Annotated in this window: 18 protein-coding genes and 2 pseudogenes; 12 read left to right on the forward strand and 8 right to left on the reverse strand. The window is 72.1% G+C overall.

Going from position 1 to position 18769, the window contains the following annotated elements; genetic code table 11:
• The first annotated feature begins 153 nt into the window (after positions 1-153).
• The 3 genes from ACFYYF_RS26695 to ACFYYF_RS26705 all read left to right on the forward strand — a co-directional run bounded on the left by ACFYYF_RS26695 (position 154) and on the right by ACFYYF_RS26705 (position 3289).
• Positions 154-795, forward strand: coding sequence for a TetR family transcriptional regulator (locus tag ACFYYF_RS26695; RefSeq protein WP_388780339.1), 642 nt, complete (start codon positions 154-156; stop codon positions 793-795).
• Positions 796-1150: 355 nt separating this feature from the next.
• Positions 1151-2359, forward strand: coding sequence for an alpha/beta hydrolase (locus ACFYYF_RS26700; RefSeq protein WP_388780004.1), 1209 nt, complete (start codon positions 1151-1153; stop codon positions 2357-2359).
• 66 nt (positions 2360-2425) lie between these two features.
• A complete protein-coding gene (locus tag ACFYYF_RS26705; RefSeq protein ID WP_361678254.1) occupies positions 2426-3289 on the forward strand; it encodes a DUF4429 domain-containing protein in 864 nt (287 codons plus the stop codon).
• Positions 3290-3380: 91 nt separating this feature from the next.
• Here the strand turns inward: ACFYYF_RS26705 and ACFYYF_RS26710 are convergent, their stop codons facing one another.
• On the reverse strand, positions 3381-3851 hold the full coding sequence (locus tag ACFYYF_RS26710; protein WP_361678251.1) for a MerR family transcriptional regulator: 471 nt from the start codon (positions 3849-3851) through the stop codon (positions 3381-3383).
• Positions 3852-3947: 96 nt separating this feature from the next.
• Here ACFYYF_RS26710 and ACFYYF_RS26715 point away from each other — a divergent pair, with 96 nt between their 5' ends.
• Complete coding sequence (locus ACFYYF_RS26715) at positions 3948-4424, forward strand: GNAT family N-acetyltransferase (protein ID WP_388780006.1); 477 nt, start codon at positions 3948-3950, stop codon at positions 4422-4424.
• A 19-nt stretch (positions 4425-4443) separates the two neighbouring features.
• On the forward strand, positions 4444-5265 hold the full coding sequence (locus tag ACFYYF_RS26720; RefSeq protein WP_388780008.1) for a serine hydrolase domain-containing protein: 822 nt from the start codon (positions 4444-4446) through the stop codon (positions 5263-5265).
• 66 nt (positions 5266-5331) lie between these two features.
• Here the strand turns inward: ACFYYF_RS26720 and ACFYYF_RS26725 are convergent, their stop codons facing one another.
• Positions 5332-5988 (reverse strand): pirin family protein, encoded by a 657-nt coding sequence (locus ACFYYF_RS26725; protein WP_361678248.1) that lies wholly within the window; start codon positions 5986-5988, stop codon positions 5332-5334.
• Positions 5989-6082: 94 nt separating this feature from the next.
• Between ACFYYF_RS26725 and ACFYYF_RS26730 the strand changes: the two genes are divergently transcribed.
• The 5 genes from ACFYYF_RS26730 (at position 6083) to fabF (ending at position 11063) form a co-directional block, all read left to right on the forward strand.
• Entirely contained in the window at positions 6083-7288 is a 1206-nt protein-coding gene (locus ACFYYF_RS26730) for a helix-turn-helix domain-containing protein (protein ID WP_361677793.1), read from the forward strand.
• Positions 7289-7377: 89 nt separating this feature from the next.
• Positions 7378-8295, forward strand: coding sequence for an ACP S-malonyltransferase (locus ACFYYF_RS26735; protein ID WP_388780011.1), 918 nt, complete (start codon positions 7378-7380; stop codon positions 8293-8295).
• Positions 8296-8308: 13 nt separating this feature from the next.
• Positions 8309-9340 carry a ketoacyl-ACP synthase III gene (locus ACFYYF_RS26740; protein WP_361677787.1) on the forward strand — a complete coding sequence of 344 codons (1032 nt, stop codon included), beginning with the start codon at positions 8309-8311 and terminating at the stop codon, positions 9338-9340.
• A 75-nt stretch (positions 9341-9415) separates the two neighbouring features.
• Positions 9416-9664: an acyl carrier protein gene (locus ACFYYF_RS26745; protein WP_028800941.1), complete on the forward strand. Its 249-nt coding sequence runs from the start codon at positions 9416-9418 to the stop codon at positions 9662-9664.
• A 127-nt stretch (positions 9665-9791) separates the two neighbouring features.
• Positions 9792-11063, forward strand: coding sequence for a beta-ketoacyl-ACP synthase II (gene fabF, locus ACFYYF_RS26750; protein WP_361677784.1), 1272 nt, complete (start codon positions 9792-9794; stop codon positions 11061-11063).
• A gap of 118 nt (positions 11064-11181) precedes the next feature.
• On the opposite strand, the gene ACFYYF_RS26755 is transcribed toward fabF, so the two are convergent.
• Entirely contained in the window at positions 11182-11676 is a 495-nt protein-coding gene (locus ACFYYF_RS26755) for a DUF3145 domain-containing protein (protein WP_261702513.1), read from the reverse strand.
• A 309-nt stretch (positions 11677-11985) separates the two neighbouring features.
• On the opposite strand from ACFYYF_RS26755, the gene ACFYYF_RS26760 reads away from it, so the two are divergent.
• Together ACFYYF_RS26760 and ACFYYF_RS26765 are read left to right on the forward strand one after the other, a co-directional pair.
• Positions 11986-12888, forward strand: a complete 903-nt coding sequence (locus ACFYYF_RS26760) for an SGNH/GDSL hydrolase family protein (RefSeq protein ID WP_388780014.1) — start codon at positions 11986-11988, stop codon at positions 12886-12888.
• A gap of 10 nt (positions 12889-12898) precedes the next feature.
• Positions 12899-13879, forward strand: a complete 981-nt coding sequence (locus ACFYYF_RS26765) for an aldose epimerase family protein (protein WP_361677777.1) — start codon at positions 12899-12901, stop codon at positions 13877-13879.
• Between the two features lie 136 nt (positions 13880-14015).
• Here ACFYYF_RS26765 and ACFYYF_RS26770 read toward each other — a convergent pair whose 3' ends face one another.
• From ACFYYF_RS26770 to ACFYYF_RS26790, 5 genes and pseudogenes are all read right to left on the reverse strand, one after another.
• Positions 14016-14258 carry a fibronectin type III-like domain-contianing protein gene (locus ACFYYF_RS26770; protein WP_388780342.1) on the reverse strand — a complete coding sequence of 81 codons (243 nt, stop codon included), beginning with the start codon at positions 14256-14258 and terminating at the stop codon, positions 14016-14018.
• Positions 14259-14360: 102 nt separating this feature from the next.
• Positions 14361-15605 (reverse strand): annotated as a pseudogene (locus ACFYYF_RS26775) (glycoside hydrolase family 3 C-terminal domain-containing protein); the annotation flags it as partial.
• Positions 15597-16517: pseudogene (locus ACFYYF_RS26780) on the reverse strand (glycoside hydrolase family 3 protein); the annotation flags it as partial. The pseudogenes ACFYYF_RS26780 and ACFYYF_RS26775, both read right to left, overlap by 9 nt.
• Positions 16518-16736: 219 nt before the next feature.
• Positions 16737-17546, reverse strand: a complete 810-nt coding sequence (locus ACFYYF_RS26785) for an EI24 domain-containing protein (RefSeq protein ID WP_388780017.1) — start codon at positions 17544-17546, stop codon at positions 16737-16739.
• A gap of 154 nt (positions 17547-17700) precedes the next feature.
• Positions 17701-18723: an NADP-dependent oxidoreductase gene (locus tag ACFYYF_RS26790; protein ID WP_388780019.1), complete on the reverse strand. Its 1023-nt coding sequence runs from the start codon at positions 18721-18723 to the stop codon at positions 17701-17703.
• Between the last annotated feature and the right edge of the window lie 46 nt (positions 18724-18769).

An 18769-nucleotide genomic window follows, 5' to 3' on the forward strand; every position in this document is an offset into this window, starting at 1 on the left:
ACGGCGGACACGGCGGACACGGCGGACACGGCCGGGGCGGCGAACACGCCGGGCACGACGGCACGGGCGGAACCGGCGGCCGCGACGGCGGCGCGCACCGAACCGGTGGCCGGGTCGACGGAGCGCACCGGACCGGCGGCCGGGACGGAATCGGTGGTGTCGCGGCCCGGCCTGCGGGAGCGCAAGAAGCAGCGCACCCGGGACGCGCTGCTGCGAGCCGCCCTCGAACTGTTCACCACCCAGGGCTACGAGCGGACCACGGTCGACGAGATCGCCGAGGCCGTCGACGTCTCCCAGCGCACCTTCTTCCGCTACTTCGCGGGCAAGGAGGACGCCGCCCTGTTCCTCCAGCGGCTCACGGAGTCGCACTTCATCGCCGCGGTGCGCGAACGGCCCTCCCACGAGGCCCCGTTGGAGGCGCTGCGCCGCGCCGTGCTGGAGAGCTGGGACACCATCGGCGAGGCGATCGAGGAGGTGGTGCCCATCGAACTGCACATGCGCACCTACCGATTGATCGAATCGACTCCCGCGCTGCTCGCCGCGCACCTGCGCCGCTCGGAGGAGATCGAGGAGGAGATCGCGCGGCTCATCGCCGAGCGTGAGGGCCTCGACGTGGACACCGACCCGCGCCCGCGCATCGCGGTCGCGGTGTTCGGCGGGGTGATGCGGGTGACGGGCCGGATGTGGGGGGCCGGGGAGGACACCAGCGTCGAGGCGATCCGTGAGCTGACGGCGGCCTATCTCGACCATGTGGGGCCCGCGTTGGCGGAGAAGTGGGGCACCGCGCCGCGGTGACGGAACGCCGCCGCCCCATGACACCGGGCCACCGGAACCGGCCAGGGCTCACCGGCGCGATCCGACGACTCCGCGCATACGTCACCTGACGTAGGCCCGCGTACGGAACCTTGCGCGGACCCGCACTCGTTGTACCGACGACGCCCGCGCGGGACGTTCAGTGAAAGCCCCCGGGGCCATCACAACGCCCCCACACAGAGCGTCACATATCGCACACACATGGCAGAAACACATGCACAGAGTGTCACCATTTAACTCAAACTGAACCCGGTTTGCCCGAATCACCCCATCAGAAACGTGATCCCAGTCACTCGTTTAACGGGAGGCTCTTCACTTCTCCTAGGGTGTCCTCTCAGTGACTTCCTTCGACACCACCCCCCAACTCAACGTCTGGCGCGCACTGCTCGCGCTGGCCGTGGTGTTCGTGATGCTGGCCACCAGTGGCTGGACCGCGCTCCACAGCCACCGGGCACCCTCCCCGCTCCAGGCGTCCCGCTCCGCGTGGGAGCGCGGCAGCATCACCGGACGCGAGCTGCCCGACACGGACTCGGCTCCGGCGCTGCTGGCGCACTTCTTCACCACGCTCGACGCGCACCAGCGTTCGGAGCTCGCCCACCGCTACCCGCTCGCGGTCGGCAACATGAACGGGGCGCCGGTGACCCTGCGTTACACGGCGAACCGTCTCGCGCTGAAGCACCAGCGCACGGTCGAGCGCGGGCGCATGCACGACAGCCGGCTGTCCTCGCTCGGCCAGTACGACGCGGGCCGCCGCATGCACCGCTACGAAGCGCTGCTGCGCAAGGACCGCAAGATCCTCGCCTTCGACCCCAACGGCTCCGGCCGGGTCGCCGAGGTCTTCGGCGACCTCGACAGGGCCGACCGCGTCTCGGTCGTGGTCCCCGGTGTCGACACCGACCTGCTCAGCTTCCAGCGCACGTACAAGCAGTACTCGGCGCCGGTCGGCATGGCGAGTGCGCTCTACCGGGCGGAGCGCGAGGCGGACCCGGGCACGCGTACGGCCGTGATCGCGTGGGCCGACTACACGACGCCCAGCGGACTCGGCATCGACTCGGCCACCGCGATGCGGGCCGAGAACGGCGCGGTGCGGCTGAACGCGCTGCTGGGGGCACTGCCGGGCAGCTCCGAAGTGGCGCTGTACTGCCACAGCTACGGCTCGGTCCTGTGCGGGGTGGCCGCCTCGTCGCTGCCCGCCCGGGTCTCCGACATAGCGGTGGCGGGCAGCCCCGGCATGCGGGCGTCGAAGGCGGCGAACCTGCGCACCACCGCCCGGGTGTGGGCGATGCGCGACGCGGACGACTGGATCCAGGACGTGCCGCACATGGAGGTCGGGGGCCTCGGGCACGGCGCGGACCCGGTCTCGAAGGGGTTCGGGGCCCGGGTGCTGTCGGCCGAGGGCGCGAAGGGTCACGCCGGCTACTTCGAGCCGGGCACGGAGAGTCTCCGCAACTTCGCGGAGATCGGGATCGGCGCGTACCGTGCCGTCAGCTGCGCGCGTGATGATGACGCCTGCCGGACGGGTTTGTCCGCCGGTGCGTCGGCCTGACGCGCGTAGAGGACGAAAAACTGCGGTCCGCCCAGAGAGGCGACGGAGGCTTGCGTGCCGCATACGATGGCCCGCATGGGTGACGTACTGGCCGGATTTCATGCCGCCTGGGAGTTCGAGTCCGACTCCGTGCTCATCCGCTTCGAACGGGGGATCCGTACACCGAAGCTCTTCCAGGCGCTCGGCGAACGCCGTGTCCCCCTGGAGGCGATCGCGGCGGTGACGCTGACGCCCGGGAAGCGAGGCACGGTCGTTCTGCGTGCGGTGCCGCGGCCCGGCGCCGATCCGCTGATGGAAGCGGCGGCGGGACAGCTCAAGGAGGGGTGCGACCCCTATCGGCTGGTGCTGCCGGCCGACCGCGAGACACTGGCCGAGTACTACGCGGACGAACTGCGCGCACAGCTCACCAAGGACGAGGAGCCCGCCGAGCGTTTCCTCGTGAAGCCGCCCGAGGGGCCGCTGACCTTCAAGGCGTACGACGGGAAGGCCACCTTCGACGGCAGGACGGTGTCCTTCCGGTGGTTCTGGACGGGCGCGTCCTCGGCGAAGTGGAAGGCCGGCGACCAGACCTTCCCGGTCTCCTCGCTGTGCGGGGTCGAGTGGCGCTCCCCCGAGGTGTTCGAGGGGCATCTGCGGCTGCTGCGGCGGGAGCCCGCCCCGGCGCATCCCGCGCAGGCGGACCAGGACCCGGCGGCGGTCGTCTTCGGGCTCGGGTACGGGCCCGTCCACGAGTCGCTGCCGTTCGCGGCGGCCGTGCTCGCCGCCACGCGCTCCGCGAGTCCGACGCCCGTGGACGCGGTCCCTGCCGCGCACCGGGACCCGGCCGACATCGCCGACCGGATCCGGCACCTCGGGGAACTGCACGAGGCGGGACTCGTCACGGACGAGGAGTTCTCCGTGAAGAAGGCGGAACTGCTCGCCCAGCTCTAGGGCCGGCACCTCCTGGGTGCCGGCCGTGTCCGTGCGGGAACGGGCCGTCCGGTGTCCCGAGGGCCGTCCGGTGTCCCGGGCGCTTCGGTGGTCAGCTGCGCTCGGACGCCAGGGCGCGGCTCGCGTCCCCGTAGAAGCCGATCTTCCGGTCGAGCACGGCCAGGGTGTCCTGGAGTTCGGCGATCCGGGCCCGGACGTCCCGGCGGGTCGCCTCCAGGAGTTCGTAGCGCTCCATGTACGTGTGGTCGCCGGCGCGCACCATCTCCGCGTAGCGGACCATGTCGGCGACGGGCATGCCGGTGAGCCGGAGCTTGCCGACGAGGCCGAGCCAGTCCAGGTCGCGGTTGCTGTAGCGGCGCTGGCCGGTGTGCGAGCGGTCGATGTGCGGCATCAGCCCGATGCGTTCGTACCAGCGCAGGGTGTGCGCGCTGAGGCCGGTGAAGGCGACGACCTCGCTGATCGTGTAGTTGTCCCGGCCGTCCGGGCGTCGCAGCTCCCGCTCGGAGGGCGCGGCGCAGGTGTCGGCCCCTGTGGCCTCGGCTGTGGTCTCCATCACCGTCATGTCCTCCACGCTAAAACCTTGGAGTGCACTCCAGGCAACCCGAACCGGCCGAAAACACGAGGACGTGGCCGGGAGACGACGGTTACCGTGCGGATCATGAGTCTCGTACGCCGTGCCACGCCCGAGGACGCCTCCGAGGTGCTGCGCCTGCGCCAGGTGATGATCGACGCGGTCTTCGGCTCGGGCTCCGGTTCGTCCAGTGCGTGGCACGCGGAGTCGCTGCCCACCGTACGCGCGAGGCTCGCCGACGCCGAGGGAGCCTTCGCCGCGTTCGTGATCGACCACCCGGAGCGGCCGGGGGCTCTCGCGGCACTCGTCGCGGGGTCGGTCGAGTACCGGATCGGACGGGCGGACAATCCGCACGGCGCGGTCGGGTACGTCTTCAGCGTGGCCACCGACCCGGACGCCCGGTACCGCGGTTACGCCCGTGCCTGCATGGAGACGCTTCTCGACTGGTTCCGTGAGCGGGGTGTCGCCCAGGTCGACCTCAACGCGTCCGCCGAGGCCGAGCCGCTCTACACGGCGCTCGGATTCGTCCGCAAGCCCGACCCCTCGATGCGGCTGAGTCTGTGAGCGGCTTAGGCTCGTGGGCATGTCCTTGCAGAGTTTGGCGCTGATCTCCGGCTGGCCCGTTCCCACCGCCGCGGCGGCGGTCGTCCGGGCGGACGGCAGCGTGGCCGGGGCGCACGGGCCGGGCGGGCACCGGTTCGCGCTGGCCTCCGTCACCAAGCCGCTCGCCGCGTACGCCGCGCTCGTCGCGTACGAGGAGGGGGCGATCGAGCTCGACGAACCCGCCGGTCCGGCCGGTTCGACGGTCCGCCATCTGCTCGCGCACACCTCGGGTCTGGCCTTCGACGAGCACCGGGCGATGTTCACGCCCGGGGAGCGGCGGCTGTACTCCAACGCCGGCTTCGAGGTGCTCGGGGACCACATCGCCAAGGCGGCGGACATGCCCTTCGCGGAGTATCTGCGCCAGGCGGTCCTCGAACCGCTCGGCATGACGGCGACGACGGTGGACGGGTCACCCGCGAAGGACGGCGTCTCGACGGTGGACGATCTCGTCCGCTTCGCCGCCGAGCTCCAGGCGCCGCGACTGCTCGACCCGCGCACGGTCGCGGAGGCGATGACCGTCCAGTACCCCGGTACCAAGGGCGTCCTTCCGGGCTACGGCCACCAGAACCCCAACGACTGGGGGCTCGGCTTCGAGATCCGCGACTCCAAGTCGCCGCACTGGACGGGGAATGCGTCCTCGCCGCGCACCTTCGGCCACTTCGGGCAGGCCGGTACGTTCCTGTGGGTCGACCCGGCCGCGGGCGCCGCCTGTGTCGCACTGACCGACCGGAACTTCGGCACCTGGGCCATCGAGGCGTGGACGCCGTTCACGGACGCGGTGCTGGCCGACCTCGCCTCCTGACGCGGTCCTGCGGCGGCCGGGGCACGGCGGGGCCGGCCGGGGACCGCCGCCTCACGCCTCCCGGCGTCAGACGACCGCCATCTCCCACACCAGCAGTTCCGCCGGGGCTCCCGCGACCAGTTCCAGGTCCTTCGCGTCCGTGATCCGGGCCGCGTCCCCCTCCGCCAGTTCCACGCCGTCCAGCCGCACCTCGCCGCGCACGACGTGGACGTAGACACAGGACGCGTCGGGGACGGCCGTGCGCTCGCCCGCCGTCAGCCGGCGCACATGGAGCATGGCGCCCGCCTCGGGGACGGCGTACGGGGTGGAGTCGGCGATGCCGCGGACGGTCTCGTAGGCGGGGTCGCCGCCCGGTTCCAGCGGGGCCAGCCACATCTGGACGAAGACCAGCGGCAGTTCGCCGTCGTTGCGCTCGACGTGACGGACCCCGCCCGCCGAGCTCAGCCGCTGGACGTCGCCGTGCCGCAGCACCGACTCGTTGCCCGCCGAGTCGCGGTGGGTCAGTTCGCCCTCCACCACCCAGGTGACGATCTCCGTGTGGCTGTGCGGGTGCTCGTCGAAACCCGCGCCGGGGGCGAGCCGCTCCTCGTTGCAGGCGATGACCGCGCCGAAGCGGAGATTGTCGGGGTCGTAGTGCGGGCCGAAGGAAAAGGCGTGGAGCGAGGAGATCCCGGCCGCCGGGTCCCCTCCGCGGTAGCGCTCGTCGGCGCGGCGGACGTCCATCACCCCACCACGGTAGCTCCGGCACCGCTGCGGCTCCTCGCTTACTTGCGACCCGCCGCCGCACGGCCGCGTCCGGATAAGGCAGTCTTGTCCCGTGCCCGAACCCGAAGCCAGCAACACCGAGCGCCCAGCGCACGACGTCGACTCGCACACCGCGACCCTCAAGCGGCTGGAGAAGTCGGCGGGCAGTCTCGCCGCCCAGGCCATCACGCGGATGGACGAGACACTGCCCTGGTACCGGGCCATGCCACCGGAGAACCGGTCGTGGATCGGGCTGGTCGCCCAGGCCGGTATCGCGGCCTTCACGGAGTGGTTCCGGCACCCGGACGCCCCGCAGGCCATCTCCACCGACGTCTTCGGCACCGCGCCACGCGAGCTGACCAGGGCCATCACGCTGCGCCAGACGGTGGAGATGGTGCGGACGACAATCGAGGTCATGGAATCGGCCATCGACGAGGTGGCGGCGCCCGGCGACGAGTCCGTGCTGCGTGAGGCGCTCCTCGTGTACGCGCGCGAGATCGCCTTCGCCACCGCCCAGGTGTACGCGCAGGCGGCGGAGGCACGGGGTGCCTGGGACGCCCGGCTCGAATCGCTCGTCGTGAACGCGGTGCTCTCCGGCGAGGCCGACGAGGGCGCCGTCTCCCGGGCCGCCGCGCTCGGGTGGAACTCGCCCGACCATGTCTGCGTGGTGCTGGGCACGGCACCCGACGGTGACAGCGAGCTGACGGTCGAGGCGATCCGGCGGGCGGCCCGGCACGCCAAGCTGCAGGTGCTGACGGGGGTGCTCGGCGACCGGCTGGTCGTCATCGCGGGCGGCAGCGACAACCCGCTCGCCGTCGCCAAGTCGCTCATCGGCCCGTACGCGGCCGGATCGGTCGTCGCGGGCCCGATCGTGCCCGATCTGCTGGCCGCGACCCGGTCGGCACAGGCCGCGGCGGCCGGGCTGAAAGCGTGTTTCGCCTGGCAGGACGCCCCGCGCCCGGTTCTGGCGGACGATCTGCTGCCGGAGCGAGCGATCGCGGGAGACCCGGCGGCCCGCGAGCAGTTGGTGGAGGAGATCTACAGACCGCTGGAGGAGGCGGGCTCCGCGCTCCTGGAGACGCTCAGCGTCTATCTGGAACAGGCGAGCAGCCTCGAAGGCGCCGCCCGGATGCTGTTCGTCCATCCCAACACCGTGCGCTACCGGCTTCGACGTGTGACTGACGTCACCGGCTGGTCGCCCTCCGATGTTCGATCGGCGTTCACGCTGCGGATCGCGCTGATCCTGGGGCGTCTGGCCGATGGAGATCCACAAACCTAGGCTTTTGTCGGGCCCCTACAATTCCCCCTCGTGTTCTTCGTCCCTGTCCCCACGGGCGGCCGTGGCCGTCCACAAGAGAGAGTGTGAGAGTGCTCGTACTCGTCGCTCCCGGCCAGGGCGCTCAGACGCCCGGCTTCCTGACTCCTTGGCTCGACCTCCCCGGCGCCGCCGAACGCCTCGCCGCGTGGTCGGACGCCATCGGGCTGGACCTTGCCCACTACGGCACCCAGGCCGACGCGGACGCGATCCGTGACACGGCCGTCGCGCAGCCGCTCCTGGTCGCCGCCGGTCTGCTGTCCGCCGCGGCTCTCGGTGACGTGACCCCCGGTGCCGTCGCCGGCCACAGCGTCGGCGAGATCACCGCTGCCGCGTTCGCGGGAGTGCTCGACGACACCGTCGCGCTGGACCTCGTGCGCAAGCGCGGCCTCGCGATGGCCGACGCCGCCGCCATCACGCAGACCGGTATGTCGGCGCTGCTCGGCGGTGACCCCGACACGACGGTCGCGCACCTGGAGAGGCTCGGGCTGACCCCGGCGAACGTGAACGGCGCCGGCCAGATCGTGGCCGCCGGCACGCTGGAGCAGCTCGCCGCCCTGGAGGCGGACAAGCCCGAGGGTGTCCGGCGGGTCGTGCCGCTGAAGGTGGCGGGCGCGTTCCACACGCACCACATGGCCACCGCGGTGGACGCGCTGGCGAAGGCCGCCGAGGAGCTGACGCCCGCGGACCCACGGTTCACGTACGTCTCGAACCGTGACGGCCAGGCCGTCGCCTCCGGTGCCGAGGTCGTCTCCCGTCTGGTCGGCCAGGTCGCCAACCCGGTCCGCTGGGACCTGTGCATGGAGACCTTCCAGGAGCTCGGCGCGACGGCACTGATCGAGGTGTGCCCCGGCGGCACGCTGACCGGTCTGGCCAAGCGCGCGCTGCCCGGTGTCACGACGCTGGCCCTGAAGACCCCCGACGACCTGGACGCGGCTCGCGAACTCATCGCCGAGCACGGCGCCGCCTGAGGAGCCCGAGAGCATGACGAAGATCAAGGCACCCAAGGGCGCTCCGTTCGCGCGCATCCTCGGCGTCGGCGGCTACCGCCCCGTCCGGGTGGTGCCCAACGAGGTGATCCTGGAGACGATCGACTCGTCCGACGAATGGATCCGTTCGCGCTCCGGCATCGAGACCCGGCACTGGGCCTCCGACGAGGAGACCGTGGCCGCGATGTCGATCGAGGCGTCCGGCAAGGCCATCGCCGACGCCGGGATCACCGCCGAGCAGATCGGCGCCGTGGTGGTCTCCACCGTGTCGCACTTCGCGCAGACCCCGGCCATCGCCACCGAGATCGCCGACAAGCTCGGCACGAACAAGGCCGCGGCCTTCGACATCTCGGCCGGCTGCGCGGGCTTCGGCTACGGCCTGACCCTCGCCAAGGGCATGATCGTCGAGGGTTCGGCGGAGTACGTCCTCGTCATCGGCGTGGAGCGGCTGTCCGACCTGACCGACCTGGAGGACCGCGCGACGGCCTTCCTGTTCGGCGACGGCGCCGGCGCGGTCGTGGTGGGTCCCTCGCAGGAGCCGCACATCGGCCCGACCGTGTGGGGCAGCGAGGGCGACAAGGCCGGCACGATCAAGCAGACCGTGCCGTGGGACCGCTTCAAGGTCGGCGACGTCTCCAACCTCCCGCTCGACTCCAAGGGCGAGATCAAGTTCCCTGCCATCACGCAGGAGGGCCAGGCGGTGTTCCGCTGGGCCGTGTTCGAGATGGCGAAGGTCGCGCAGCAGGCGCTGGACGCGGCCGGGATCAGCCCGGACGACCTGGATGTCTTCATTCCCCACCAGGCCAACGAGCGGATCATCGACTCGATGGTGAAGACGCTGAAACTGCCGGGACACGTCACGGTCGCGCGTGACGTGCGCACCACCGGCAACACCTCGGCCGCCTCGATCCCGCTCGCGATGGAGCGGCTCCTGGCGACCGGTGAGGCGAAGAGCGGCGACACCGCGCTCGTCATCGGCTTCGGGGCGGGTCTCGTGTACGCCGCGACGGTCGTTACCCTCCCCTAGGCACTCCGTACCGGATCATCCGGTCCGTACGGATAATCGCCACCCCTCTGGAAACACACCGAAGGAGCGCCTGACATGGCCGCCACTCAGGAAGAGATCGTCGAAGGTCTCGCCGAGATCGTCAACGAGATCGCCGGGATCCCCACCGAGGACGTCCAGCTGGACAAGTCCTTCACCGACGACCTGGACGTCGACTCGCTGTCCATGGTCGAGGTCGTCGTCGCCGCCGAAGAGCGCTTCGACGTCAAGATCCCGGACGACGACGTCAAGAACCTCAAGACCGTCGGCGACGCGACCGACTACATCCTCAAGCACCAGGCCTGATCTTCCGGTCACCTGGGCCGACCGTCCGGGTCCGCCGGGGCCGCGCGCCCTGGTTCCCCCGGGCTGATGCCCCGCCACCCGGCGGTGGCGCCGCTGAATCCTCGTATCCGTTGGAGAAAGAATTCCCGTGAGCCCGACCAATCGCACCGTGGTCGTCACCGGTATCGGCGCAACCACACCGCTGGGTGGCGACGCAGCCTCTACCTGGGAGGGCCTGATCGCCGGACGCTCCGGCGTCCGCCCTCTCGAGCAGGAGTGGGCCGCCGACCAGGCCGTCCGTATCGCGGCGCAGATCGCCGTGGAGCCGAGCGAGGTCATTCCCCGCCCGCAGGCCCGCCGACTGGACCGCTCGGCGCAGTTCGCGCTGATCGCGGCCAAGGAGGCCTGGGCCGACGCCGGTTTCACCGACAAGGCGGGCGAGGACCCGAGCGTCGACCCCGACCGGCTGGGCACGGTCATCGCCTCCGGCATCGGCGGTGTGACGACCCTGCTCGACCAGTACGACGTGCTGAAGGAGAAGGGCGTACGCCGTGTCTCCCCGCACACCGTTCCGATGCTGATGCCGAACGGTCCGTCCGCCAACGTGGGTCTCGCCGTGGGCGCCCGCGCCGGTGTGCACACCCCGGTCTCCGCCTGCGCCTCCGGCGCCGAGGCCATCGGCTACGCCATCGAGATGATCCGCACGGGCCGCGCCGACGTCGTCGTCGCCGGTGGCACCGAGGCGGCCATCCACCCGCTTCCCATCGCCGCGTTCGGCAACATGATGGCGATGTCGAAGAACAACGAGGACCCCGAGGGTGCCTCGCGCCCCTACGACACGGCCCGTGATGGCTTCGTCCTCGGCGAGGGCGCCGGCGTGATCGTCCTGGAGTCCGCCGAGCACGCCGCCAAGCGCGGCGCCCGGGTGTACGCCGAGGCGGTCGGCCAGGGCATCTCGGCCGACGCGCACGACATCGTGCAGCCGGAGCCGGAGGGCCGCGGCATCTCGCACGCCCTGCAGAACCTGCTCGACAACACCGACCTGGACCCGGCCGAGATCGTGCACGTGAACGCGCACGCCACCTCGACGCCGGCCGGTGACGTGGCCGAGCTGAAGGCGCTGCGCAAGGTGTTCGGCGACGAGGCCGACCACTTCGCGGTCTCGGCGACGAAGTCGATGACCGGTCACCTCCTCGGTGGCGCGGGCGGTATCGAGTCGGTCGCGGCCGTGCTCGCCCTGTACCACCGTCTGGCGCCGCCGACCATCAACGTGGAGAACCTCGACCCCGAGGCCGAGGCCGCCGCCGACATCGTCCGCGGTGAGGCCCGCAAGCTGCCCGTCGAGGGCCGTATCGCCGCGCTGAACGACTCGTTCGGCTTCGGCGGACACAACGTGGTGCTGGCGTTCCGTTCGGTCTGACGCCGGTTCCCTCTTCCGTACGGCGTGTGGCCCGTACCCCTGGTCAGGGGTACGGGCCACACGCCGTTTCCCGTCCGGTCACGTCGGCGCGCCCCTGACGGGGCGTCACGCCGTCGCGTCACACCACCTGGTGCAGCCAGCGGACCGGGGCGCCCTCGCCCGCGTAGCGGAAGGGCTCCAGTTCGTCGTCCCAGGGCTTGCCGAGGAGCTTGGCGAGGTCGGCCTCCAGGTCGCTCTCGCCACGCTGGGAGCGCAGCAGCGCGGCGCGCAGCCGGTCCTCGGGGATGAGGATGTCGCCGTGGATGCCGGTGACGGCGTGGAAGATGCCGAGCTCGGGGGTGCAGCTGTAGCGCTCGCCCTCGGCGGTGGGGCACGGTTCGGCGGTGACCTCGAAGCGCAGCAGGTGCCAGCCGCGCAGCGCGGAGGCGAGCTTGGAGGCGGTGCCGACCTCGCCCTTCCAGGAGAACTCGGATCTCCAGGTGCCCGGAGCGGCGGGCTGCCGGATCCAGTCGAGGTTGACGCGTGTGCCGAGCACCCCCGCGACCGCCCACTCGACATGCGGACACAACGCGCGGGGCGCGGAGTGCACGTAGAGAACTCCACGTGTCGTCACTGGGGCCTCCGGACAGAGCGAGACATCTTGTAACTTAGCGGAACGGCAGTGGCAGGGCGGCCACGTGGCGAGGCTACCCTGCGGCGGCGCAAGGAGTGTGACGTACCGTCGGTCCAAGCGCCGTGAACCTCCGAGGTTTCACCCGGCGGGACGTGTCCGGACTCCCCTGCCGGGGCTCCGGACCCGCCTGCCGGGCGGAGCCGGCCACACCGCGGAATCGCGGCGCGACCGACCGTGTGCGAGGTGGTGCGACCGACCGCGCGGAGCGGGTGCCGACCAACCCTGTACAACGAACGAGGAGACCAGGGGATGCGGAATCGCAGCCACCGTTCGCGGGCCGTCCTCGCCGTCGCCGCGGCGGCGGCTCTCCTGGGGGTGGCCGGCTGCGACGCCGCCGGTGGCGGCTCCTCGGCGTCCGGCGGGACGACGGGGGCCCGGCCCTCGCCGAAGCCCACGCCGGTCTGGGACCGCAGCCCGGACTCCATGGCCGCGGTCGGCGACTCCATCACGCGCGGTTTCGACGCGTGCAGTGTGCTGTCCGACTGCCCCGAGGTGTCGTGGGCGACGGGCAGCGATCCTCAGGTCGACTCCCTCGCCGTACGGCTGCTCGGTACGGCCGGGGCGGCCGAGCGGAGCTGGAACTACGCGGTGACCGGCGCGCGGATGGCCGACCTTCCCGCCCAGATGGCCCGGGCGGCGGCCCGCAGGCCGGAGCTGGTGACGGTGATGGCGGGCGCCAACGACGCGTGCCGGTCCTCCGCGTCGGCGATGACGTCGGTCGCCGACTTCCGCGCCGGGTTCCAGGACGCGATGGACACGTTGCGCGACACCCTGCCCAAGACGCAGGTGTACGTGTCGAGCGTGCCGGATCTGAAGCGGCTCTGGTCCGAGGGGCGGGGCAGCGCGCTGGGCAAGCAGGTGTGGAAGCTGGGCATCTGCCCCTCGATGCTCGGGGACGCGGACTCGCTGAACACGGCGGCGACCCTGCGGCGGGGGCAGGTGCAGGACCGGGTGAAGGCGTACAACCAGGTGCTGCGCGAGGTGTGCGCCAAGGACCGGCGCTGCCGCTTCGACGGGAACGCCGTCTTCGACTTCCGCTTCGGCACCGGCCAGTTGAGCCACTGGGACTGGTTCCATCCGAGCAGGGACGGCCAGGCGCGACTCGCGGAGATCGCCTACCGGACCGTCACGGCACGCGAACCCGTGACCTAGGGTTTCTCTCATGAGTGAACTTTTCGGCACACTTTCCGACGGCACCCCGGTCCACCGCTGGACTCTGGAGCGCGCCGGGGTCCGGGTGCGTGTGCTCACGTACGGCGGGATCGTGCAGTCGGCCGAGGTGCCGGACCGGGACGGGCGGGCCGTGGACGTGGTCCTGGGCTTCTCCGCCCTGGAGGGGTACACGGCCCATCCCGAGCCGTATCTGGGCGCGCTGGTCGGGCGGTACGCGAACCGGATCGGGGGCGCCTCCTTCCCGCTGGACGGGGTGACGTACCGCCTGGAGCCGAACAACGGGCCCAACTCGCTGCACGGCGGCGACGGCGGTTTCGACAAGCGCGTGTGGGACGCGGAGCCGGTCGGACACGGGGTCAGGCTCTCCCGGGTCAGCCCGGACGGCGAGGAGGGCTTCCCGGGCCGTCTGGAGGTCTCGGCGACGTACACGCTCGACGAGCGGGGCGCGCTGCGGATCGCCTACGAGGCGGTGACCGACGCGCCGACCGTGGTGAACCTGACGAACCACACGTACTGGAACCTCGCCGGCTCCGGTTCCGGCAGCGCGCTCGGGCACGAACTCCGGCTCGACGCCGCGCGGTTGACGCGGGTGGACGAGCACCTCGTCCCGACCGGGGAGCTGGACCCGGTCGAGGGCACCCGCTTCGACTTCCGGGAGCCGCGCAAGACCGGCGCGGGCTACGACCACAACTACGTGCTCGACAAGGGGGTCACCGCCGGTCCCGTGGAGGTCGCCGAGCTGTACGAGCCGGCGTCCGGGCGGGTGCTCACGGTCGCGACCACCGAACCCGGCCTCCAGCTCTACACCGCGGACCACCTGGGCGACCCCTTCGCGCCCAACGACGGCATCGCGCTGGAGACCCAGCACTTCCCCGACTCCCCGAACCGGCCGGACTTCCCGGGCACGGTGCTGCGGCCGGGCGCGGTGTACCGGTCGCAGACGGTCTACGGGTTCTCCGTACGGCCCTAGGGAGACCGGCCCTAGGGGGACCGGCCCGAGGCGCGGCCCGGAGGCGCGGTCCCGGAGGGCTCCGCCGGAGCAAACGGCGAGCCCCGGTCCGGATGTCAGGTTCCGGGCCGGGGCCGGCCGAAGGGGGGCGCGAAGATTACGCCTCGATGATCGTGCTCAGACGAGGGTCCAGAAGGGAACGACCTGCCTGAACCTCGTACAAACCCTTCACGAACGCCCACGCGTCCGCCTCGGTGTCCCAGACCTCGAAAGCGCGCTGCGGGAGTTCCACGACGGCCTCGGCGCTCTCGCCGGGCGCGGCCTCGATCCCGGCGAAGCCGGCGAGCGCCCGCGCGGGCCGGTCGGTGCCGGGTTCCACCGGGGCGAGGTAGACCTGCACGACCTCCCGGCCGGACCGCTCCCCGGAGTTGCGGACCCGGACGGTGACGGTCGAGCCCTCGACCTCGATCGACTCGTACGTCCACTCCGTGTATCCGAGACCGTGGCCGAACGGGTACGCGGGGGTCCTGCCCTCCTTTTCCCAGGCGCGGTAGCCGATGAAGACGTCCTCGGTGTAAGGGAGTTCGCCGTCGGCCGGGCGGACCCGGGTGACCGGGGCGTCGGCCAGGGAGCCCCAGGTGGTGGGGAGACGGCCGCCCGGCTCGTGGGCGCCGGTGAGGACGTCGGCGAGGGCCGCGCCGCCCTCCTGGCCCGGGAACCAGCTCAGGAGCACGGCGGCGACCTCGTCGCGCCACGGGAGTTCCACCGGGGAACCGGAGTTGACGACCACGACGGTGTTCGGGTTGGCGGCGGCCACGGCGTGGACCAGGTCGTCCTGGCGGCCGGGGAGCCGGAGGTCCGCGCGGTCGAAGCCCTCGGACTCGACGCGGTCGGTGGTGGCGACCACGACGACGGCGGTGTCGGCGGCGCGGGCCGCCTCGACCGCCTCGGCGATCAGCTCGTCCGCGTCGCGCACGGGCTCCTGGTGGGCGAGCGAGAAGCCGACGACCCTCGTCGGGACGTCCTCGGGGACCGTGACGACATGGGTGAGCGAGACCTGCACCGGTTCGCCCGCGGTGAGTTCGGCCCGGCCGCGCGGAACGGGGGCGCCGAAGAACGTCACGAACGGGCCGTCGTCGTCGGCGCGCTGGACGCCGTCGAAGTACGTCGTGCCGTCGACGGTGAGCGTGAACGCGCCGAGGCCCTTGACGCCGAAGGTGTGCGCCCCGCTGTCGCGCGGGGTGAGGGTGCCGGTGAGTTCGACGCTGTGGAGGTTCGCGTGGGTGACCCCCTCGGGCAGGTCGTCGCCCATCCACTGGATCTGGCCGTTGGGGGCGGAGGCGGTGGCGATGACCTCGCCCGCGGCGTCACGGCACACCGCGACCAGCTCGAACCCCTTGTGGGCGACGGGGAGTTCGACGGCGAGGTCGGCGCCCACGGAGTAGGTCACCGTGCCCTCGGCGAGGGCGGCGGTGAGGCCGTCGAGGGGCGATACGGTCCGGGCGGGGAAGACGGTGGCCGAGCCGCCGCCGAGGATGCGGGCGTCGCGGGCCGCGGCGCCGATGAGGGCGACCCGGTGCCCCGCGGGGAGCGGCAGGGCGCCTTCGTTGCGGACGAGGACGAAGCCGCGGCGGGCGACCTCGCGGGCCAGTGCCTCCCCGTCCACCGGCGCCGGCGGCGAGGTCACGACGGGTTCGGCGCCCTCCAGGATGCCGACGCGGGCGGCGAGCCGGAGCACGTTGCGCACGGCCGCGTCGACCGTGGCCTGCGTCACCTCCCCCGCGCGCACGGCGGCGGCGAGCGGTTCTCCGTAGACGGTGAGGGGGCCGGGCATGGCGACGTCGAGGCCGCCCTCGATCGCGGCCCGGGTGGAGCGGGCGGCCCGCCAGTCGGAGACGTTGAACCCGTCGAAACCCCACTCGCCGCGCAGGACGTCGTTCACGAGACGGCGGTGCTCGCTCATGGTCGTGCCGTTGACCGAGTTGTAGGCGGTCATGACGCCCCAGGGGCGGGCCCCGGCGACGATGGTCTCGAAGGGTGCCAGGTACAGCTCGCGCAGGGCGCGTTCGGAGACGAGGTTGTTCACCGTGAAGCGGTCGGTCTCGGCGTCGTTGGCGACGAAGTGCTTGACGGTGGTGGCGACCCCGCCGGACTGCACGCCGCGGACGTAGCCGCTGCCGATCGCGCCGGTCAGGAACGGGTCCTCGCTGTAGGCCTCGAAGTGGCGGCCGCCGAGCGGTGAGCGGTGGAGGTTGACGGTGGGGGCGAGCAGGACGTGGACGCCCTTGCGGCGCGCCTCCTGGGCGAGCAGCACGCCGGCCCGGCGGGCCAGCTCCGGGTCCCAGGAGGCGGCGAGCGCGGTGGGCGAGGGGAGCGCGACGGAGGGGTCGTCGGCGGTCCAGCGGACACCGCGGACCCCGATCGGGCCGTCGGACATGACGAGGGACCTGAGCCCGATCCCGGGGAGTGCGGGCAGCGTCCACATGTTCCGCCCGGACAGCAGCCGGGCCTTCTCGTCCAGGCCGAGCCGGCCGAGCGCCGCCTCGACGACGGCCTCCCGGGCCGCGTCCGCCTCGTCGTTCCCGGGGCCGTTCGCCGTCTCCACCGCAGCGTCCGCCATGCCGGCACCTCCTCGTCGAAAAACGTCGGTCCCCAACATCGCGCACTCGGCTCCGCCCGGCGAGGGCCTTGCGGCGGGCACCCGGCCCGGGCGGTGCACGGGCGACGGTGCGGGGGCGGCCGCCGACGCGGGTGGCGTGGGCGGGTGGCGTGGGGGTTCCCGGCCGCCGCGGGAGTCGGCGGCGAGGATTCCCGCCCGATCAGGGACGGCCGGGCTCCGCGGTGAGCGGGACGGTGACGGCGACCGCGACTCTCCCGGTCAAGGGGCGGTGCTCTGCTCCTCGGACGTCTCCTCGGAGTCCTCGTCGGCGGCGCCCTCGCGGATCTCCTCGCCGAGCAGGTCCCGGGCCATCAGGGTGGCGCCCGCGACCGCTCCCGGCATCAGGAACACCGCGACGAACGGGACGAGGAAGGCGAGGCCCAGCGGGGTGCCGAAGCCCCAGACCAGTGTCTTGCGGGAGCGGAGCAGGGCGAGGCGCGCCCGCAGGTCGACGTCGCGGCGCTGGAGGGCGACGGCGACGAGTTCCTCGGTGAGGAAGAAGCCCGTGACGAGGAAGCCGAGCACCGGGACGACGGTCTGGCCGACGAACGGGACGAAGCCGAGCGCGAAGAGGAGGACCGCCCACACGAGGGCCCGCACAAGGATGCGGAGGCTGTCGCGAGCGGAGATCCACAGCTCGCGCCAGAGCGGCAGTCCGGACTCGGGTGCCGTGCCGTCCGGGGAGACGTCGCGGTCGACCTTCTCCGAAAGGCTCTCGTAGAAGGGCTGGCCTATCAGCAGGGTGACCGCGGTGAAGGTGAGGACCGCGAGGAGGAGGGCCAGCGCGAACAGGACGGCGGTGAGGAAGCCGCGGAAGAGGCCTCCCCAGGGGCTGCTCCAGTCGTCCGCGAACGGCGTCGCCCAGGTGACGAAGTCCTCCCCGTAGACACCGAGGGCGACGAGCGCCGCCGCGTAGAGAACGAGCGTGATGAGTCCGGGCAGCAGCCCGAACCCGAAACTCTTCCCGTGCCGGGCCACCCACCGCTGGCCGCGCAGCAGATATCCGAAACCCACCCCAAGATCGCGCATGGGAAGACCCTATCGGGGTGCCGCGCCGGGCCACAGCCGGTGGTGGCGGCGCCCGCGAACGCGGACCGCCGCCACCGCGGAAGCGGTCGCCGTCCGCGGCCCGCCACCCCTTCGCGGCGGCCACCGTCCCCGGCGGGCCGCCGCCTCGCCCGGGTCAGAGCTTGACGATCATCTTTCCGATGTTGTCGCCGCGCAGGACGCCGAAGAACGCCTCCACGTTGTTCTCGATGCCCTCGACGATCGTCTCGGCGTACTTCAGCTCGCCGGAGCGGATCCAGCCGCCGACCTCGCGCACGAACTCCTGCTGGAGGTCGTAGTGGTCGCCGACGAGGAAGCCCTGGATGCGGCCGCGCGTCTGGATCAGCCGGGCCAGGTTCCGCGGGCCGGGGGCGGGCTCGGTGCTGTTGTAGACGGAGATCATGCCGCAGATCGCGATGCGGCCGTCCCGGTTCAGCGAGCCGATGGCGGCCTCCAGGTGGTCGCCGCCCACGTTGTCGAAGTAGACGTCGACGCCGTCGGGCGCGGCCTCGCGGAGCTGCTGGGAGACCGGGCCGTTCTTGTAGTTGAAGGCCGCGTCGAAGCCGTACTCCTCGACGAGCAGCTTGACCTTCTCGTCGGACCCGGCGGAGCCGATGACGCGCGAGGCGCCCTTGAGGCGGGCGATCTGGCCCACCTGGCTGCCGACGGCACCGGCGGCGCCGGACACGAAGACCGAGTCGCCCTCCTTGAAGGAGGCGGTGCGCAGGAGCCCGGCGTACGCGGTCAGTCCGGTCATGCCGAGGACGCCGAGGTACGTCGACAGCGGCGCGGCCTCCGGGTCCACCTTGACGGCCTGCTTGGCGTCCACGACGGCGTACTCGCGCCAGCCGAGGAAGTGCAGCACGTGGTCGCCGGGCTCGATGCCCTCGGCGTTCGAGACGATGACCTCGCCGACCGCGCCGCCCTGCATGGTCTTGCCCAGTTCGAAGGGGGCGACGTAGGACTTGGCGGCGCTCATCCGGCCGCGCATGTACGGGTCGACGGAGACGTAGGCGTTGCGGACCAGGACCTCGCCCGGACCCGGCTGCCGGACCTCGGCCTCGACCAGGGCGAAGTCGGAGGGCTGGGGCCAGCCGACCGGACGGCTGACCAGGTGCCATTCACGGCCGGTGGAGGGAAGCTGGGGGGTCTCGGACATGAGGGTGCGCCTTTCACGGTGACCGGCGGGCGGCTGATGCCGAATG

It is taken from the genome of Streptomyces sp. NPDC001914 (assembly GCF_042891215.1).
Classification (GTDB): Bacteria; Actinomycetota; Actinomycetes; order Streptomycetales; family Streptomycetaceae; genus Streptomyces.

Coding starts and splice junctions, on each gene's coding strand:
- ACFYYF_RS26740 (WP_361677787.1), top strand. CDS start 8,309: ATGACGAAGATCAAGGCACCCAAGGGCGCTCCGTTCGCGCGCATCCTC.
- ACFYYF_RS26725 (WP_361678248.1), bottom strand. CDS start 5,988: ATGGACGTCCGCCGCGCCGACGAGCGCTACCGCGGAGGGGACCCGGCG.
- ACFYYF_RS26760 (WP_388780014.1), top strand. CDS start 11,986: ATGCGGAATCGCAGCCACCGTTCGCGGGCCGTCCTCGCCGTCGCCGCG.
- ACFYYF_RS26720 (WP_388780008.1), top strand. CDS start 4,444: ATGTCCTTGCAGAGTTTGGCGCTGATCTCCGGCTGGCCCGTTCCCACC.
- ACFYYF_RS26765 (WP_361677777.1), top strand. CDS start 12,899: ATGAGTGAACTTTTCGGCACACTTTCCGACGGCACCCCGGTCCACCGC.
- ACFYYF_RS26785 (WP_388780017.1), bottom strand. CDS start 17,546: ATGCGCGATCTTGGGGTGGGTTTCGGATATCTGCTGCGCGGCCAGCGG.
- ACFYYF_RS26790 (WP_388780019.1), bottom strand. CDS start 18,723: ATGTCCGAGACCCCCCAGCTTCCCTCCACCGGCCGTGAATGGCACCTG.
- ACFYYF_RS26705 (WP_361678254.1), top strand. CDS start 2,426: ATGGCCCGCATGGGTGACGTACTGGCCGGATTTCATGCCGCCTGGGAG.
- ACFYYF_RS26745 (WP_028800941.1), top strand. CDS start 9,416: ATGGCCGCCACTCAGGAAGAGATCGTCGAAGGTCTCGCCGAGATCGTC.
- ACFYYF_RS26710 (WP_361678251.1), bottom strand. CDS start 3,851: ATGACGGTGATGGAGACCACAGCCGAGGCCACAGGGGCCGACACCTGC.
- ACFYYF_RS26715 (WP_388780006.1), top strand. CDS start 3,948: ATGAGTCTCGTACGCCGTGCCACGCCCGAGGACGCCTCCGAGGTGCTG.